Source organism: Bdellovibrio sp. HCB288 (genome assembly GCF_047305935.1).
GTDB lineage: Bacteria > Bdellovibrionota > Bdellovibrionia > Bdellovibrionales > Bdellovibrionaceae > Bdellovibrio.
In genome coordinates this window covers 3,044,294-3,062,734 of record NZ_CP178619.1, presented here as the reverse complement: position 1 = coordinate 3,062,734, position 18,441 = coordinate 3,044,294, and the positions used below count along the sequence as shown (strand labels likewise).

Below are 18,441 nucleotides of genomic sequence, written 5' to 3'. Positions count from 1 at the left end.
AGAAAATTCCTGTTTTTTGATATTAGTAGGATATCATGGCGGCTGACAAAAAGCTCTCGCGACTGGACTAAATTTATTTATACTCGTGATTACAACATGTTAGCGTGTTTCACGATCTCAAATTGAGACATTCAATTTGATATTTCACGGGTAACTTTTGTATTGGTTTTTAGAGCAATTTACTTCAAAACAAATATGAAACTGTTTACAAAGAAGACATAAAAAAACCCGATCTGTTTCCAGACCGGGTTTCAAGTAAAAAAGAGCTGGCGTCGTGCTACTCTCCCACATGGTCGCCCATGCAATACCATCGCCGCAAGAGGACTTAACTTCTGAGTTCGGAATGGGATCAGGTGTGGCCCCTCTGCTATAAACACCAGCAAAGCGTTTATTAAAACAAAGATGAAGTACGTTTATACTTCGTCGTTCTTCTTTGCAACTTACTTCCAATACAAATGGAGAAGTTACTTTCTATTTCAGACAACTGAATGATTGATTTAATTGATTTTTAGCGAGTCGTTGTTAGTTCCAAGTTTTAACTCTCTTACTTATTCAGAGAGCTAGTCTCTCGTTCTCATTTAAGAGAAGTCACTGAGACGAAATCTTCGTAACTTAAAGTTAGAAGAATATTTTTTAAAAAAGCCTCACGACCTATTAGTACGGATCAGCTGAATACATTACTGTACTTACACCTTCCGCCTATCAACCTCGTAGTCTCCGAGGAGTCTTTAGGGGGCCGAAGCCCCAGTGAAATCTTATCTTGTAGTCTGCTTCCCGCTTAGATGCTTTCAGCGGTTATCAGTTCCGAACATAGCTACCCTGCATTGCTCTTGGCAGAACAACAGGAACACCAGAGGTTCGTCCATCCCGGTCCTCTCGTACTAAGGACAGGTCTACTCAAATTTCATGCGCCCACAGAAGATAAGGACCAAACTGTCTCACGACGTTCTGAACCCAGCTCGCGTACCACTTTAATTAGCGAACAGCTAAACCCTTGGGACCTGCTCCAGCCCCAGGATGTGATGAGCCGACATCGAGGTGCCAAACTCCATCGTCGATATGGACTCTTGGATGGAATAAGCCTGTTATCCCCGGAGTACCTTTTATCCGTTGAGCGATGGCCCTTCCACGCGGGACCACCGGATCACTTTGGCCTGCTTTCGCACCTGCTCGACTTGTAGGTCTCGCAGTCAAGCCCCCTTATGCCAATGCACTCGACGCCTGGTTTCCAATCAGGCTGAGGGGACCATCGCGCGCCTCCGTTACTTTTTGGGAGGCGACCGCCCCAGTCAAACTGCCCACCAGACAGTGTCCCTCTGCTCGTAAAGAGCAGCAGGTTAGATTTCAAAGGTGCCAAGGGTGGTATTTCAAGGTTGACTCCACAAGGGCTAGCGCCCCTGCTTCAAAGTCTCCCACCTATCCTACACATGCCAACTCTAAAATCACTGCCAAGCTACAGTAAAGGTTCACGGGGTCTTTCCGTCTTTCTGCGGGTACTCGGCATTTTCACCGAGAATTCAATTTCGCGAGGCATTTGGTCGAGACACCGGAGAAGTCGTTACGCCATTCGTGCAGGTCGGAACTTACCCGACAAGGAATTTCGCTACCTTAGGACCGTTATAGTTACGGCCGCCGTTTACTGGGGCTTCGATTCTCAGCTTCGCTTGCGCTAACTAATCCTCTTAACCTTCCAGCACCGGGCAGGCGTCAGTATGTATACTTCGTCTTGAGACTTTGCACATACCTGTGTTTTTGATAAACAGTCGCTACTCCCATTTCTCTGCGACCCGAAAAAGCTTGGGGAGTAAATCCTTACACTCTCGCGGGCACACCTTTTCCCGAAGTTACGGTGTTAAGTTGCCGAGTTCCTTGACCAAAATTCACCCCATCGCCTTAGGATATTCACCCCACTCACCTGAGTCGGTTTACGGTACGAGCTAACAAATCTAAATTTACGAAACTTTTCTTGGATACATGGCTTTTCTCACTTCCGAATCAAAGATTCTCGCATTCACGCCTCAGTGTTATGTGCCGCGGATTTGCCTACGACACCACCTACACGCTTACACCTCAATCCAATAAGAGGCTGAGATAGCCTATACCGTCATTCCTTAAACACAATTTGCTAGGTAACGGAATATTAACCGTTTTGCCATCGATTACGCCACTTGGCCTCATCTTAGGACTCGACTAACCCTGGGAAGATTATCTTTACCCAGGAATCCTTGAGTTTTCGGCGCCCGGGTTTTTCACCCGAGTTCAACGCTACTTATGTCAGCATGATCACTTCTAGTTCGTCCAGCTGTCCTACCGGTCAACCTTCATCCTACGCTAGAACGCTCCCCTACCACTAAAATATAAAATATCTTAATCCAAAGCTTCGGTAACACGCTTAGCCCCGTTGTATCTTCCGCGCAGAGTCACTAGACTAGTGAGCTATTACGCTTTCTTTAAAGGATTGCTGCTTCTAAGCCAACCTCCTAGTTGTCAAAGTAACTCCACAACGTTCTCCACTGAGCGTGCATTTAGGGACCTTAGCTGTTGGTCTGGGCTCTTTCCCTCTCGACGCATGACCTTATCACCCTGCGTCTGCCTGCTGAGGAACATATCTGTGGCATTCGGAGTTTATTTGGGTTTGGTAATCCGGTAAAGACCCCTAGCCCATTCAGTGCTCTACCTCCACGATACTTTTTACTCAACGCTATACCTAAATATATTTCGGGGAGAACCAGCTATCACCCAGTTTGATTGGCCTTTCACCCCTAATCACAGATCATCAAAAGAGTTTTCAACCTCAACTTGTTCGGTCCTCCACGAGGTGTTACCCTCGCTTCAACCTGTCCATGATTAGATCACCGGGTTTCGGGTCTATGCCTGCAAACTAAACGCCCTATTCAGACTCGCTTTCGCTACGACTACACCTTCAACGGCTTAATCTCGCTTGCAAACATAACTCGCTGACTCATTATGCAAAAGGTACGCTATCACCCACGTAAGGGGCTCTAACTGCTTGTAAGCTTACGGTTTCAGTTTCTATTTCACTCCCCTCTCGGGGTTCTTTTCACCTTTCCCTCACGGTACTTGTTCACTATCGGTCACTAAGGAATATTTAGCCTTATGAGGTGGTCCTCACAGATTCCCACAAAATTTCACGTGTTTTGTGGTACTCGGGATGCCGCTAGAGCCATTGAGCATTTCGAACACGGGGCTATCACCCTATCTTGCCAGACTTTCCAGACTGTTGTTCTATACTCTCCGGTCCCACATCGCGGTCCCACGACCCCTCAATCAAATAAATGATTAAGGTTTAGGCTGTTCCCCGTTCGCTCGCCACTACTAGGGGAATCTCGGAATTGATTTCTCTTCCTGAGGGTACTGAGATGTTTCACTTCCCCTCGTTCGCTTCAGACACCTATGTATTCAGTGAATGATACCATAAAATGGTGGGTTTCCCCATTCGGAAATCTCCGGGTCAAAGTGTGTGTGCCACTACCCGAAGCTTATCGCAGCTTACCACGTCCTTCATCGCTTCTTAGTGCCAAGGCATCCACCGTAAGCCCTTTGTAGCTTTAAAAAATGGAACTAACCTCGCTAAAAATCAACTAAATCAATCTATTCAATTGTCAAAGAACGAAAATCGTTCAAGCGTAAAAATCTCTCATTCACCTCTAACAGACCAACTCAATTTGTTGAAAGTTGGTGGGCCAGGGAAGACTCGAACTTCCGACCCCACGCTTATCAAGCGTGTGCTCTAACCAACTGAGCTACTGGCCCATGTTAGATGCGATTAAGAGTTTTCACTCTTTCAAAACTAAACAGCTAGAAAAGATTTTTGGGACTCACGCTTCCTCGGGAAGAGGAGCGTTGACCTAAGATTGTGATTGCTTTTTTCAAGACAAGCTTGAAATGCCGATCACCATAATCCTTAGAAAGGAGGTGATCCAGCCGCAGGTTCCCCTACGGCTACCTTGTTACGACTTCACCCCAATCATCGACCATACCTTGGGCGCCTGCCTCCTTGCGGTTAGCGCAGCGACTTCTGGTACAACCAACTTTCATGGTGTGACGGGCGGTGTGTACAAGGCCCGGGAACGTATTCACCGCGGCATTCTGATCCGCGATTACTAGCGATTCCAACTTCATGGTCTCGAGTTGCAGAGACCAATCTGAACTTAGATAGCTTTTCTCCGATTAGCTCCATCTCGCGACTTCGCTTCAGTTTGTGACTACCATTGTAGCACGTGTGTAGCCCTAGGCATAAGGGCCATGAGGACTTGACGTCATCCCCACCTTCCTCCGGTTTAACACCGGCAGTCCATCTAGAGTGCCCAACTTAATGCTGGCAACTAAATGCAGGGGTTGCGCTCGTTGCGGGACTTAACCCAACATCTCACGACACGAGCTGACGACAGCCATGCAGCACCTGTATATCGGCTCTTGCGAGCTACGGCGTTTCCGCCAATATTCCAATATATGTCAAGCCTAGGTAAGGTTCTTCGCGTTGCATCGAATTAAACCACATGCTCCACCGCTTGTGCGGGCCCCCGTCAATTTCTTTGAGTTTTAATCTTGCGACCGTACTCCCCAGGCGGGATACTTAACGCGTTAGCTTCGTCACTGAAGGGGTCAATACCTCCAACAACAAGTATCCATCGTTTATAGCGTGGACTACCAGGGTATCTAATCCTGTTTGATCCCCACGCTTTCGGGTCTGAGTGTCAGTGTGTAGCCAGATAGCCGCCTTCGCCACCGGTATTCCTCTTGATATCTACGTATTTTACCACTACACCAAGAATTCTACTATCCTCTCTACCACTCAAGCTACGCAGTATCAGATGCACTTCTAGGGTTGAGCCCTAGGCTTTCACACCTGACTTACATAGCCACCTACACCCGCTTTACGCCCAATAATTCCGAACAACGCTAGGATCCCTCGTCTTACCGCGGCTGCTGGCACGAAGTTAGCCGATCCTTTCTTGCAGGGTACATTCATTTTTTTATTCCCCTGCGACAGAGCTTTACGACCCGAAGGCCTTCATCACTCACGCGGCGTCGCTGCATCAGAGTTTCCTCCATTGTGCAATATTCCCTACTGCTGCCTCCCGTAGGAGTCTGGACCGTGTCTCAGTTCCAGTGTGACTGATCATCCTCTCAGACCAGTTAAAGATCGTCGCCTTGGTGAGCCATTACCTCACCAACTAGCTAATCTTACGCGGACTCATCTTAGAGCGAAAAACCTTTGACCCCTTGAACCGCAGTTCTTGTGGTCTTATGCGGTATTAGCGAATCTTTCGATTCGTTATCCCCCACTCTAAGGCAGATTATCCACGCGTTACTCACCCGTGCGCCACTAGTACTCACCCGAAAGCTTTCCCCGTTCGACTTGCATGTATTAGGCACGCCGCCAGCGTTTGTTCTGAGCCAGAATCAAACTCTCCAGTTTAAATTCTGAATCTTGCAAACTACTAGCTTTCGCTTGTTGTTTGTTCGAATATTTTTTTTGAAATTGTGTTGAACAATTGCTTGTTCAACTAAGAGCCCAAAAATCTATTTCTTCTAGCTATTCAGTTTTCAAAGAGCGAAACATTTCTCATCGTTAATGTTACTTAGCGACGAGGTAGACGGTTGTATCGAAGGCCGAAGCCCTTGTCAACACCCTCTCAAACTTTTTTCTCAATTTTTTTCAAAAAGAAAAAATTCAGAAAATCGTTTGATCAGACCAGCTGCCAGCAAGAAAAAACATTATTGAATACAAATCAATAAGTTAGGTCAGCTGTTTGTGTTTGATTTTTCAAACATCGCGGCGGTGAGGCTGAGTTATAGGCCCATTACCCAAACCAGGCAAGGGCTTTTTTATTTATTTTCGGATGCAGTTTAATCAGGCAAAAAGTGCACTTTTTGCTAAGAATATGGGCAGAAACTAACTCCGCGGCGCTTCATGCTGAAATATCAGGCCCCAACAAATAGGCAGAATCAGGCGGTAATTTCAAATGAAAGCTGAGAAAGGCTTCGAACAGAACTAAAAATCCCCGTTCTATATATAGAAACGGGGAACCCATTCATAAAACCCACATATATAAAGAACTAGCTGAACCTATCTTTAGATCTTTATTTGGAATCCCTGTCTTTCACGATCACTTCAACATCTCCGTCGTTTTCCACCAAAGGATTAAACGTCACGGGATTGTAGGCGCGCTCTCGCTTCACAGAGACGACATCAGCAGAGAATGAATTCTCGGAGCTCACAGCTCGCGCGAGATTTTGTTGGAGCGCTTGCCCCTCTTGATTGGCGCTCTCAATCATAGAGTTGAAATCACTGCGCGCAGAGGCCAGTGACAAATACAAACTAGAAACAAGAAGCAAAACTATTTTTTGAAACATGTTCCCCCCGGTGCTTGGATACTCTTCAAAGCAAGGAACAGACCAGGGGTTAAGTTGTTGATATTGCGAAGACGGGTATGAGTACTTATACCTGGAATATCTCCGCTCCACCGATGGAAGCCCTTGAAACCCGGTCCGTTTCCAGAAAGATGACTAGGAAACAGACATGAACAAGATATACACGGTGAATTGATTCAAACTGAGACTATCGATTTGCCACTCTGGCGGCAGGCTTTTGCTGCTTACGCAACTTTTGCGAAACCTTCCTGGGCTTCCCTACACTTGCTATGCGACGCTTGATGGATTTCTTTTTCTGCATTGCCAGATACTTTTCAAAAGTCACAAGTGGCTTTGCCGGAACAACGGTAAACCGATGAGGATTCTGAAACTCGAGTGCGTCCTGCAAAATCTGGCGATCAATATTTTGATAGCGTTGATCCTGGTACGCAGTGACTGTAGTTTTGATTCTTTCAGGAAGAGGATTCAATTGATTCAACCGATTCATCGTCTGAAAGACAAGTAAGAAACCAAGAAGTGCAGAAACAGGAAAGTTCATCAACAAATACCCCACTCGTGTCAGGCAGAATATCTGAAGAGAATGCATTAAGAACGCAAAATAAGAATTCTCGTGTTTGGTAGTTTCATAGTGCGATATTCGTGGAATCTCCTCGCAGGAATTATGAGGAGCATTCCCGAATCTGCTGACTCCAATATTCGGCCAGATCGATCAGTGCCCCTTAGCTTTGCACTTCAGGATTGATTCGACAGAGGTGCTTTTTGGTGTGAACAGGAGACTGAATTCCTGACTGATTCCTGGAACCAGATTGATAGCAGAAACAAGAGTCTCAGGTTTTATCTTGGTAAAACTCATTCCTTTGACGTTTGTGATTTTGATATCCTTGGCAACGAATGCCAGAGTCAGCCCCCTTTGAGACGGCATTCGTTCCAATACGATGGGAGCAACTCCATCAACAAGGTATTCAAACGCAACAGACTCATTTTCGGAAACTTCCGTAGCTGATGATTGCAACTTTTCACCATTGACTGAGCAATCCACATCGATAGCTTGTAATTGTGCTTTTGAGGCAACCAGCGCCTCAGCCAGATAGGCTTTGATTTTGAAATTCTTGTATTCCTCCCAATTAAAGTCGTTTCTTGGAGTTAAATAAAGCTCCAATGAACCCAAATCGAAGGTCACCATTTCAAAAGTCGATTCAACATTTTTCATGGACTCTTCGGAACGCACTCCTGAGCCCTTTGCGCATGCTGCGATTTCCGATTTCAAAGTGTCTTTTATATACTTTATTTTATTTTTAATCAGCGTCGGCAGAACATATTGTTTATCCTCGTAAAAACTCTCTGCTGCAGTGACGAAGGAACTCAAGCTTGGGCAAAAGTCTTCGAATTTCAGCGCTGTCGACTTGGCGAGTGTGTTTACCCTCTTTTGCAGCAACTCCCCATTCACCGCTGCCAGCATTTTCTGAGACGCCAATGGCATCAACAAAGCAGTTCTTTTTAAGATCCCCTGCGAGATGAGCTCTTGAGCTGCGACATCCAACCCGTAGGATGCGGCCGCCTGTTTGAAGGCTTGCGCAAGAACATTGATATCCATCTGATTTACTTTTCCTTCAGCTAGTGAAAGATCAAAAATATACCTATTGGACTTTAAAGCTTGATAGAACGTCAGGTCTTCTCCACCTGTGACCGATTCAAATAGTTTATCAAATGCTTCCGATTCTGGAGTGGTCGATGAATCTCCAGCCAGATCCATTCGCAAACGCACAACAGCTTCGAAGACCATTCCAGAAATAGCCGCATTTGAGGAATTAGAGTTAAAAGCGGAATCGTCGGATGATTGCCCTGCTGTAATAGTTTGATCAAGCCGGGAAACCGAACCTCTTTGCAGAGTCTTAACAGTTCCTTCATCGGAGTTCGCGGATTTCGTCGTAAAGGGATCTATCCCAGAATGAGACAATAGATTACCGTCACTGTTCGGTTGGCAGCCAACTGTCAACAATATGAAAGCGCTAACGAATATATGCTTTTTCATAACTGGATTCCTCTTATTGATATTTGATAGTTCCAGATTCATGCCCTCTTTGGACCCATCGCTATAAACAACCGTAGGTATATATTTTTTCCCATTTGCCTGCCTATATTTTGGTCAAACATGCAAACTCCATAGGGTAAGTTGGAAAATATTTGTTTATTTAGCTCTAGATGGTACACAGGGAACATGGAAAATAGTGCAGTCAACGAAATCCCTTTCGCAAACATCTCTGAACAATATACGGAAGCCCGCCTGCTTTTGCGTGAGGCTTTGAAGGCCACTGGCAGAGTCTATTTATCTTCACGGTTTGACGACCACTTTTTCACTCTTTCAAACACGGAGCAGCTGGATCTTCTGCAGGACCTTGAAAGATGGTCCAAGCTTATTCTGGAATTTGTGGCTTCGGGTGGAAATCACAAAAAAACAAAAGATATTTTCCGCTACTATCTGTCGCGTTTGAACTTCTCGGCTCCCGAGAGTTTTATCAACCAAATTCAGGATGGAGACGTTGTTGAGATTTTTGGCAGCGACAACCGCCGCTTATTTGCGAACCCTGAGTTGTTTGATTTTTCATCCTATGCGCCGGATGTGATGTTTTCCGGTCAATGGTGGAACTTGTACGAAAGAGATTCTGTCATCTCCGACAAACTACAGGAGATCGGGTACGAGACGTTTATGGGATTAAATAAAGCAACCCTGAAACCGAACATTCCCACTCATACTGTTAAGGAAATTCGTTCTCAGGGTCGTTATGTTTCTGAAGTGCAGATCCGGGCAGTGGCCCCAATTACAATTGGCACCACTGTGGTTGCCGTTGCGGCCTTGGAAACCTTTAGGCTGCTTGAGGGTGCGCTACCTTTGCACACTCATTCATAATTCTGTAATAGATTTCCATGGACTCGCACAGATTCTGATAGATATGTGCGCGTTCAAGATCAGTAACCTGATCCACCGCCTTCAATACATCCTGAAAATGCTCAACGTCCTCTTCGGCGTGAACTTTCAGGAAAGTATAACCTTTAATACCTGCCGCTTTGATTCTGTTTAAAACTTTTGGACCTGATTTCGCAGCCAATCCTTCAAGGAAAAGCGAGTATCCCAAATGTGACGTAGGACCGACTTCTTTAATCCAATAGTATTGGGTTTTCCAGAAAACATCGGTGAAGTTGAAAACATGAGAAGATTCGCTGCGCATGAACTTCAAATCATTCTTACTCATTTTCTCATGACCCGCCTCCTCTTCGATATGGTGTTCGAATTGGGCTTTCAATGGATGGCTTTTAGGTAAAAGATCATTGCACATATTCAGGAATGTCGATGTATGCGCAACGAATGCGTTGGTTTGTGCAACCCATGAACTGTAAAAGTTAACACTTTCCCACGGCATGGTTTCAATAAAGTTACACATCTCATCCACTTTGGCAGTGGCTTTTGCTCTGAATTCTGCTGGTTTCATAAATTCTCCTGTAATTTGAATTAAGCTGCGATTTTTGAAGTTTGTGGCATACCACCCCAAAGGGTTTCCACTGTCTTTTTGGTGAAATCATCTGCTTCTCTTGGTGTTTCGTATTTACTCATCACCATGACCGAGCAGAGATTGTTGTATTTGCTGATTTGAGCAATTTCCGTGAATCCGATCAAATCGCCAAGGAAATTAACCTTGCGGTCCATACGTGCAATCCCAAGAGCACCTTCAAGATTTAACTCATTCATGACTTTAAGACCCAAGCGCACGATAAGCTCCGCCACTTTAGGTCCACCGGCTTCTTTGGTACGGAAGCCCGGGGCTACCGTTAAATACTCCATTGCCAGGAATGAATTGATGTTCTTTTCAAGAAGTTTGGTTTTAGCCTCTTCAGACATCGCACGAACGTATGAATGATCAAGGCTGCTGCTTTCACGCAAGTCAAAAGGACTGTACAAATGGAATCCAGCGACTTCGTCATCCTTTAGAACCACCGCAATCACTCTGGCACGCTGAAATTCATCGTGATTAAGTTTTGCTCCACGTGAAGCCAAATCCGCGCCAAACTCACTGGCCCAAAGGTGGTAACACTTATTTACGTAACCGATCTCCTGAGCCGTTTTTGCACCCGTCGTATAGATGAGACGATATGAAAAGTTCATGTAAATTCCTCTTGGTTTTTAGGTAGAAACATTTCCGTGTTTGTATAAACATAAACACGATGATATTTCGGATGTGCACAGAGAAATGTTTAGTGGAGAGTTGAGAAAATGAATTCGTACGGTGAATTTCTAGCCTATTGCCGAAAAGTCAAAGGTCTGTCTCAGACTCAAGTCGCAGAGATTCTTGGTTACGAATCGGGGCAAATTGTTTCTGATTGGGAATGCAACATCTCCCAACCTCCTATACTTGTCATAGGTGAACTGGCGCGTATCTACGATTCCCCTCGTGAGACGTTTTTCAACTACATCCTTGAAGGACAAATTAGCGAAATCACAACGAACCAACAAAATGTCTTTACAGAATCCGGAAAAATTAAAAAGGCTATGAAATCGCTGCAATAAAGAGTGATCTTAGTTGAGTCGCCATCATCTACTTTTTATTAACTGATGTAGCACTCCCAGACTCCACCCGAGGTGGATTTTAACTCCTGCTGTGTCCTCAGCATTGCTAATCCTTAAGATATCGTCGATAAGGATATCAAGCACATGTTAGGAGACTGAACACATGGAGCTCGATCGGCTAACCACATGCAAATACTGCCTGAGTCCCTCGAATGGATTCGAGTACTGTTGTGAAGCATGCCGGATCTTGAGCACCCAAATGGGTTTTATAAATCTTTCTGATAAAAATCCCTTTGCCTATCTGGACCAACCCGAATTTCAAACCCAGTACAAACAAGGTATCGACAAAGGATATGACTACCTGATTTTTTGCGAGGGCATGCACTGTTCTTCCTGCGTGCACTTGATTGAAAAACTCACGGAATACTGTCCTGGAGTTTCAGAAGCACGGGTCAACTTTGGACAATCCACGGTGGCGGTGACACTCGCACCCGAGGGCTCGTTAGCAAAGGTGGCTCAGGCCATTTCGGAATTGGGCTACACTCCCCGATTAATCGGTTCGGCAGATAATATCCAGGATAAATACACTCAGGAAAACCGAACATTCTTAAAACGCATCGCGGTCGCAGGCTTCTGCGCCGGAAATATAATGCTATTCACGATTCCGATATATGCAGGACTTTCCGGCGTGTGGGAAAAAGCTTTTAATGCTGTTGGACTTTTGTTGTTTTTGCCCGTCTTGATGTACAGCGCTCAACCGTTTTATCATGGCACCCTGAATGCGCTAAAATTTCGCACCATGAACGTGGACTTGCCGATTACCATCGCCATGTTGAGTGGATTCTCTCTATCCACTTGGAACTTCATTAACGGCAAGGGTGACATTTATTACGACAGCACCGCAAGTTTTCTGTTTCTAATCCTCAGCGCACGCTATCTGTTGAAAAGAGTGCAGCAAAACTATCTTGCTCCTGCACGCATGGAGACCTACTTCAAGGATCAAATCTACGAGTGCATGAATAACGATACCTCCAGATTGATTCCATGGAATCTTATACGACCTGATGACATTATCCGCATCAGATCAGGACAAACTCTCCCGACTGACTGTGAACTGTTGGGCGAAAGCGCCACGGTGGATTCTTCCCTGTTCAATGGTGAATCTGTACCACAAGTTTATTCCCAAGGGATGCAACTTCTCGGAGGAACGAAACTTCTAAGCAGTCCTGTTCTGATGCAGGCCAAGGTCTCTTTTGAAAAAAGCAAAATAGGTCAGTTATTTCAGGATTTGGATCAGAAAAGTTATCAAAAAAGTCATTTCGTGGGGCTTACGGAGCGTCTAGCTCAGCATTTGATAATTGGTGTCTTTTCGTTGGCAGCGGTTTTTGCGATTGGATACTCCTTCGTGGACCTGACCGTGGCACTACAAAGAGCCTTGGCTTTGATTGTCATTGCGTGTCCTTGCGCACTGGCATTTGGATCTCCTTTAACTTTGGGACTTGCTTTAAAGAAAGCACAGAAACAAGGAATTTTAATTAAAAGCTCAAACGTCTTTGAGAAGGTTTTGGAAATCAAGAATGTCTTTTTTGATAAAACTGGAACACTGACAACGGGAAATTTAAGCCTTACGCAGAGCGTGCCGGCAGATCTTTCCGCTGATTTAAAGTCCATCATCCTTGGACTGGAGTCGTCGTCTCAACACCCTATCGCTTTTGCAATTCGTCAAGCATGGGCTGACACCACTCCATCCAGCCGCATCACCGATTTGCATGAGATTGTAGGGTATGGCGTAAAAGGCCAGATTCACGGTGACCAATACAAAATCAGTACGGCGAACGCACTCGACGAAAAATCTCAAATGGCCATTCAAGTTCAAAAAAATGGAATGACCGTATGTCACATCTTCTTTGAAGACCGTTTGCGCGAAGAGGCACCTGCAGTTGTCAAAAGACTTCACGCAAAAGGAATTCAAACTTTTTTGCTCTCCGGCGACACGAATGATCGAACTAAAGAAGTTGCCCAGAAATGTTTCATTCCAAATGAAAACGCGTTGGGAGAAATGTCTCCTCAGGAAAAATTTGAATTTATAAAAACCCACGACCAAACATGCATGATCGGTGATGGCGCCAACGATTCACTATCATTAAAAAACGCCTCTGTCGGTATTGCTGTCAAAGGTAGCGTCGACCTGAGTCTGCAATATGCAGATGTATACTTCACCCGTGGCGGATTGAATCCCTTGCTGGACCTTTTTGCCTTGGCTGAGAGAACCCGCAAGGTTCTTACCAGAACTTTATCCGTGTCGTTAATTTATAACTTGCTGGGCGGAGCTGCCGCATTGTTGGGGTTTATTGATCCCATGATGGCGGCAATTCTGATGCCGATCAGCTCGGCGCTGATCGTACTCACCTCACTTTGGGGGATGAGATGAATATATTATTACTTATGATTCCGATGGCTTTACTACTGGGCGCAGGTTTTCTGTACTCATTTTTTTGGGCGAACTCCAAAGGTCAATTCGATGATCTGGAGACTCCCGCCCACCGCATGCTTTTGGATGAAAACGAAAGGACTGAACGTGAACACATCAAATAAGGTTGTAGAGAAAATTATCTACGACGACGACATCGTAAAGAAATTCGCGATAGCCACCATGGTCTGGGCTGTGGCGGCATTTCTTTTCGGCTTGATCGCAGCCATTCAGATTCCATGGTGGCCGGCCAACATGAATATGGAATGGCTTACTTTCGGCAGACTGCGCCCCTTACACACCAACGCGGCAATTTTTGCTTTTGGTGGTAATGCGATCTTCGCCGGGATTTACCACTCATCTCAAAGACTTCTGAAAACACGCATGTTCTCAGACACCCTTTCAGCCATTCACTTCTGGGGCTGGCAACTTATTATCGTCGCGGCAGCGATCACTTTACCACTGGGATACTCCCAGGCGAAAGAATACGCAGAGCTGGAGTGGCCGATTGACATTGCGATCGCCGTCATCTGGGTTGTTTTTGCGGTAAATTTCTTCATGACGATTCACCGTCGTCGTGAAAAGCATCTTTACGTGGCGTTGTGGTTTTATATCTCAACAATAATCACGGTGGCTGTTTTGCATATTGTGAATTCCATTGAGATCCCAGTCGCCTTCATGAAGTCTTATCCGGTGTACGCAGGTATCCAGGACGCCTTGGTACAGTGGTGGTACGGACATAATGCCGTGGCCTTTTTCCTGACAACCCCGTTTTTGGGATTGATGTACTACTACATCCCAAAAGCCGCCAATCGCCCGGTTTACTCTTACCGTCTGTCTATCATTCACTTTTGGTCATTGGTGTTCATCTATATTTGGGCTGGCCCCCATCACTTGCTATACACCTCTTTACCAGAATGGGCTCAAACATTGGGGATGATTTTCTCCGTGATGCTTCTGGCTCCTTCATGGGGCGGAATGATCAATGGCCTTTTGACTTTAAAAGGTTCGTGGAACTTGCTTCGTACAGAACCGCTTCTTAAGTTCTTTGTGGCAGCTTTGACTTTCTATGGAATGGCAACCTTTGAGGGACCACTTCTTTCCATTAAATCAGTAAGCGCTTTGGGACACTATACCGATTGGATTGTTGGTCACGTGCACGGGGGGACCTTGGGTTGGAATGGCTTCCTGACATTCGGGATGCTTTACTACATGGTTCCACGCCTTTGGAAAACGCAGCTTTATTCCAAGAAACTTTTGGAGAACCACTTTTGGCTGGGTCTTGCCGGCGTCATTTTGTACTACGTTTCAATGGTTGTTGCCGGCATCACACAAGGCTCGATGTGGAGAGCAGTCACTAAAGAAGGCACACTGGTTTACCCTGACTTCATGGAAACAGTTGTGCGCATTGTTCCTCTTTACTGGGCCCGCGCCTTGGGCGGAACACTCTTCCTGATTGGCTTCCTATTGATGTGCTACAACATCTATAAAACAATCAAACTGGCTCCGCCCCAAGCGAATGAGGACGTGGTTGAGGTCACCAGAACTGGCTATAGTGAGGTTTATACTTCAGACCATAGAAAACTGGAAGGCATGGGATTTGTATTCTCTGTGCTTGCCTTCCTGGCAATAGCAGTCGGTTCATTCATTGAAATTTACCCGACTCTTTCTCTACATAAATACATCAATCCGGCTCAAATCACAGACCCGTACACGCCCCTTGAAATTGCAGGTCGCAGCGTTTACATCCGTGAAGGTTGTTATGTCTGCCACTCGCAACAAATCCGCCCGATCGCATCAGAAGTATTACGTTACGGACCTGCTTCCACGATTGAAGAATCCATGTGGGATCGTCCGTTCCAATGGGGATCAAAACGGACGGGACCGGATCTTGCCCGCGTTGGCAAAAAGTATCCGAACCTATGGCACTTCAGCCATATGATGGACCCGCGCGCCGTCACTCCAAGCAGCATCATGCCAAACTATCCATGGCTGGCTGATAAAGACACGAACTTCATGCGTCTGCGTAAAGAAGTCTCTGTCATGAAGCTTTTAGGCGTGCCTTATGATGACAACACGGCCGCAAATGCTGATGGCATCGCTCAGAAACAGGCAAAGGAAATCGCTGCTGACATCGAAGCAAACGGTGGTCCCCGTGGAATGGAGAAAAAGGAAATCGTGGCTTTGATCGCCTATCTGCAGTCCTTGGGTCAGAAAGGAAAAGCTCAATGAAACAACTAGGGTTACAAGCCTTTACAGATACCTATCTGACGTCTTTTGGTCTGGTCATATTTTTTACGTTCTTTGTTTGTGTTTTGCTTTGGGTATTTCGCAAAAACAGCAAGCATCACTACGGGGATATGGAAAAAATGCCCCTAATGGACGAGGAGTTTTCAAATGCACGACCAAAATAATGACCAGAATCAGCAGCACTTTCATGAGTATGATGGCATTATCGAGCACGACAACAACCTGCCAACCTGGTGGCTGTGGCTGTTTTTCCTGACGATCATTTTTAGCGCTCTCTACTTTTTGCACTATCAGTTCGCGGGCGGACTGACATTAAAAGAAGAGTTGGCAGTAAACATGGCCGAACTTGAAAAACAGAAATCAGAATCAGTGGCTTCCGCTCCCATTGAAACCGAAGAATCACTTCGAGAAGCCTTTGTTAAAATTGACACCAACATGGGCGTTGCGGTCTTCACCAGTAAGTGTGCCGCTTGTCATGGTCAGGAACTGCAAGGATTGATTGGTCCAAATCTGACGGATCATTTCTGGATTCATGGCAAAGGGACGCGTATGGATATAGTAAAAGTCATTCGCGACGGCGCCGCTGAAAAAGGGATGCCACCGTGGGGTCCTGTTCTGAAACGTGACGAACTTTATGCAACAGCAAAGTATATTATGTCCAAGTTGGATTCCAAACCCGCAGGTGCGAAACCACCTCAAGGAGAAGAAGCGAAATGAGTCTCGATCCAAACCTTCTCACCTCTGTTGATGAATACGGTGATCGCATCGCGATCATTCCTGCAGAGGTGAAAGGTTTTTACAAACGGCACCGCACGTGGGTGCATGCCGTTTTATTGGTGATCTTTTTGATTCTGCCATGGACCACAATTCGTGGTATCCAAACCGTTCTGATTAATATCCCTGATCGAGAATTTTCATTCTTTGGAATATTATTTCATGCCCACGACACTCCCCTGTTGTTTTTCATATTGGGCACCATTGTGCTGGGTTTGGCATTTGTTACCTCCGTCTGGGGCCGCGTGTGGTGTGGCTGGGCTTGCCCACAAACGGTGTTTATTGAAGCCGTCTTCAGACGAATCGAAAAATGGACCGAAGGTGGCTATGTTGAACGCCGCAAGCTTCGTACAGACCCTTGGACGTTTACTAAGTTTCGGAAAACCGGAAGCAAATGGGTTCTATTCATTTTAGTGTCGTCGCTGATCGCACACAGTTTTATTGCCTACTTTGCCGGAGCGAAGAGCCTGATACGCATGATGGAAAATCCGCCGTCTGAAAACTGGAGCTACTTCCTATTGGTTTCGATTGTAACGGCATTGGTGCTATTCGATTTTGCATGGTTCCGCGAACAGTTCTGCGTGATCATGTGCCCTTATGGTCGCTTCCAATCACTGCTTATCGATAACAAGTCCCTGGCTGTCGTTTATGACACCAAACGTGGTGAGCCACGCCGTGGCCAGGTTCCAGCCGGCAGCACCCAAGGCGACTGCGTTGCCTGCAACCGTTGTGTAAATGCATGCCCAACAGGAATCGACATACGCAATGGACTGCAAATGGAATGCATTGCCTGCACAGCGTGTGTGGATGCTTGCGATGAGATTATGGATAAGGTGGGAAAACCCAAGGGCCTTATTCGCTATGACACCCTGGATTTTAGTAAAATCAAATTAACTCGACCGCGCCCAATGGTTTATATGGCCGCATTGCTAATGCTGATCTCGGGACTGACTTATGCCATCACCACCCGTGATGCCTTTCACTGGACATTGCTGCGCGGACAAGGTCTTCCTTATTCGTATATTCAGGTCGAAGAGAGCAAAGATATCATTCAAAACCAATTCAAAATCCATATTCAAAATCAGGAGCGCGTTCCTACTGAGTATAGACTTTCTTTGGATGAAGAAGTTATCAGGGCTGGCGCTGTATTGACGATTGGTGAAAATCCATTGGTACTGCAAGCTCACGAAGCCCGCGAATGGTATTTCTTTGTGCGACTTCCTGAAGAAATGTTTAAAGGAACCTCTGGACAGGTTAAAACCAAAGTTCGAATCGAAAGCCGTCACGACAATTCGATTAATCACAGTGAAAAAGAACTAATCCTTGTGGGGCCACGATAATGAACCCGGGAGTCATGCTTGCCATTGGAATATTAAGCACAAGCTTTCTGGGAAGCTGGCACTGCGCTGCCATGTGCAGCCCCATCGCCTGCCTGATGGGAGAACGAAAGTCCTTACTGAGCTATCACCTGGGGCGCTTGATTTCTTATGTCACTCTGGGCGTTTTGGCCGGGGGAATGGGACAACTGTTGCTGGCATCAGAGTATGCATGGTTGCGCACAGCCTCTGCCGTGATCTTTGCTTTGGTTTTGTTCAGTATGGGAATTCGACTAATTGCTCCGCGCTGGGGAAGTAGAATAGCTCCTAAAGTTGATCCACATGGATTGATCAAAGTTTTTCGTCAACTAAGAAAGTTTCATCTAAATCAATCTGGTTTCGTGGTAGGTTTTCTGACCGGACTACTACCTTGTGGTTGGTTGTATACCTATGTGACGGCAGCCGTCGCATTACAGAGTCCCTTGATGGGTGGCGCGCTTATGTTTTTATTTTGGGTGGGTGGCCTTCCCGCTTTAGCGATACTCCCGGCTATGATTCAAAAAGGCCTTCGGCAGATTCCGTTACGACAACAGCGGATTGCAGGCTGTATATTAGTTGTAGCTTCGGGGTATTCGCTTTGGAGTTTCTTTTTCTTTTCTCACCATGGGTGA

General features: G+C 45.9%; 14 protein-coding genes, 1 tRNA gene and 3 rRNA genes. 9 read left to right on the top strand and 9 right to left on the bottom strand.

What is annotated here, in order from left to right:
• Positions 1–264: 264 nt before the first annotated feature.
• The 7 genes from rrf to ACLVWR_RS14940 form a co-directional block, all read right to left on the bottom strand.
• Positions 265–381 (bottom strand): 5S ribosomal RNA (gene rrf / locus ACLVWR_RS14970).
• Positions 382–633: 252 nt separating this feature from the next.
• A 23S ribosomal RNA gene (locus tag ACLVWR_RS14965) occupies positions 634–3,574 on the bottom strand.
• 123 nt (positions 3,575–3,697) lie between these two features.
• Positions 3,698–3,774 (bottom strand) — tRNA-Ile (locus ACLVWR_RS14960).
• A 155-nt stretch (positions 3,775–3,929) separates the two neighbouring features.
• Positions 3,930–5,443, bottom strand: a 16S ribosomal RNA gene (locus tag ACLVWR_RS14955).
• Together the 16S, 23S and 5S rRNA genes with 1 tRNA gene alongside form the textbook arrangement of a ribosomal RNA operon.
• A gap of 665 nt (positions 5,444–6,108) precedes the next feature.
• On the bottom strand, positions 6,109–6,381 hold the full coding sequence (locus ACLVWR_RS14950) for a hypothetical protein (protein ID WP_413581425.1): 273 nt from the start codon (positions 6,379–6,381) through the stop codon (positions 6,109–6,111).
• A 205-nt stretch (positions 6,382–6,586) separates the two neighbouring features.
• Positions 6,587–6,937 (bottom strand): hypothetical protein, encoded by a 351-nt coding sequence (locus ACLVWR_RS14945; RefSeq protein ID WP_413581424.1) that lies wholly within the window; start codon positions 6,935–6,937, stop codon positions 6,587–6,589.
• 171 nt (positions 6,938–7,108) lie between these two features.
• Positions 7,109–8,431 carry a hypothetical protein gene (locus ACLVWR_RS14940; RefSeq protein WP_413581423.1) on the bottom strand — a complete coding sequence of 441 codons (1,323 nt, stop codon included), beginning with the start codon at positions 8,429–8,431 and terminating at the stop codon, positions 7,109–7,111.
• A gap of 186 nt (positions 8,432–8,617) precedes the next feature.
• On the opposite strand from ACLVWR_RS14940, the gene ACLVWR_RS14935 reads away from it, so the two are divergent.
• Positions 8,618–9,307 (top strand): hypothetical protein, encoded by a 690-nt coding sequence (locus tag ACLVWR_RS14935; protein WP_413581422.1) that lies wholly within the window; start codon positions 8,618–8,620, stop codon positions 9,305–9,307.
• Here ACLVWR_RS14935 and ACLVWR_RS14930 read toward each other — a convergent pair.
• Together ACLVWR_RS14930 and ACLVWR_RS14925 are read right to left on the bottom strand one after the other, a co-directional pair.
• Positions 9,264–9,887: an iron-containing redox enzyme family protein gene (locus ACLVWR_RS14930; RefSeq protein ID WP_340596259.1), complete on the bottom strand. Its 624-nt coding sequence runs from the start codon at positions 9,885–9,887 to the stop codon at positions 9,264–9,266. The two genes, ACLVWR_RS14935 and ACLVWR_RS14930, sit on opposite strands and share 44 nt — an antisense overlap.
• Positions 9,888–9,907: 20 nt before the next feature.
• Positions 9,908–10,558, bottom strand: coding sequence for a hypothetical protein (locus ACLVWR_RS14925; RefSeq protein WP_413581421.1), 651 nt, complete (start codon positions 10,556–10,558; stop codon positions 9,908–9,910).
• Between the two features lie 108 nt (positions 10,559–10,666).
• On the opposite strand from ACLVWR_RS14925, the gene ACLVWR_RS14920 reads away from it, so the two are divergent.
• The 8 genes from ACLVWR_RS14920 (at position 10,667) to ACLVWR_RS14885 (ending at position 18,441) form a co-directional block, all read left to right on the top strand.
• Positions 10,667–10,960, top strand: coding sequence for a helix-turn-helix domain-containing protein (locus tag ACLVWR_RS14920; protein WP_413581420.1), 294 nt, complete (start codon positions 10,667–10,669; stop codon positions 10,958–10,960).
• A 259-nt stretch (positions 10,961–11,219) separates the two neighbouring features.
• The gene (locus ACLVWR_RS14915) at positions 11,220–13,391 is read left to right on the top strand and encodes a heavy metal translocating P-type ATPase (RefSeq protein ID WP_413581419.1); all 2,172 of its coding nucleotides are present in this window, start codon (positions 11,220–11,222) and stop codon (positions 13,389–13,391) included.
• Positions 13,388–13,555 (top strand): cbb3-type cytochrome oxidase assembly protein CcoS, encoded by a 168-nt coding sequence (ccoS, locus tag ACLVWR_RS14910; RefSeq protein ID WP_413581418.1) that lies wholly within the window; start codon positions 13,388–13,390, stop codon positions 13,553–13,555. Before ACLVWR_RS14915 ends, ccoS begins: the two co-directional genes overlap by 4 nt.
• Positions 13,539–15,662, top strand: a complete 2,124-nt coding sequence (gene ccoN, locus ACLVWR_RS14905; protein ID WP_413581417.1) for a cytochrome-c oxidase, cbb3-type subunit I — start codon at positions 13,539–13,541, stop codon at positions 15,660–15,662. Before ccoS ends, ccoN begins: the two co-directional genes overlap by 17 nt.
• A complete protein-coding gene (locus tag ACLVWR_RS14900; RefSeq protein ID WP_413581416.1) occupies positions 15,659–15,844 on the top strand; it encodes a cbb3-type cytochrome oxidase subunit 3 in 186 nt (61 codons plus the stop codon). Before ccoN ends, ACLVWR_RS14900 begins: the two co-directional genes overlap by 4 nt.
• Positions 15,828–16,397, top strand: a complete 570-nt coding sequence (locus tag ACLVWR_RS14895) for a cbb3-type cytochrome c oxidase N-terminal domain-containing protein (protein WP_413581415.1) — start codon at positions 15,828–15,830, stop codon at positions 16,395–16,397. The genes ACLVWR_RS14900 and ACLVWR_RS14895 overlap by 17 nt, the downstream gene beginning before the upstream one ends.
• The gene (gene ccoG, locus ACLVWR_RS14890) at positions 16,394–17,794 is read left to right on the top strand and encodes a cytochrome c oxidase accessory protein CcoG (protein WP_413581414.1); all 1,401 of its coding nucleotides are present in this window, start codon (positions 16,394–16,396) and stop codon (positions 17,792–17,794) included. Before ACLVWR_RS14895 ends, ccoG begins: the two co-directional genes overlap by 4 nt.
• Positions 17,794–18,441: a sulfite exporter TauE/SafE family protein gene (locus ACLVWR_RS14885; protein ID WP_413581413.1), complete on the top strand. Its 648-nt coding sequence runs from the start codon at positions 17,794–17,796 to the stop codon at positions 18,439–18,441. Before ccoG ends, ACLVWR_RS14885 begins: the two co-directional genes overlap by 1 nt.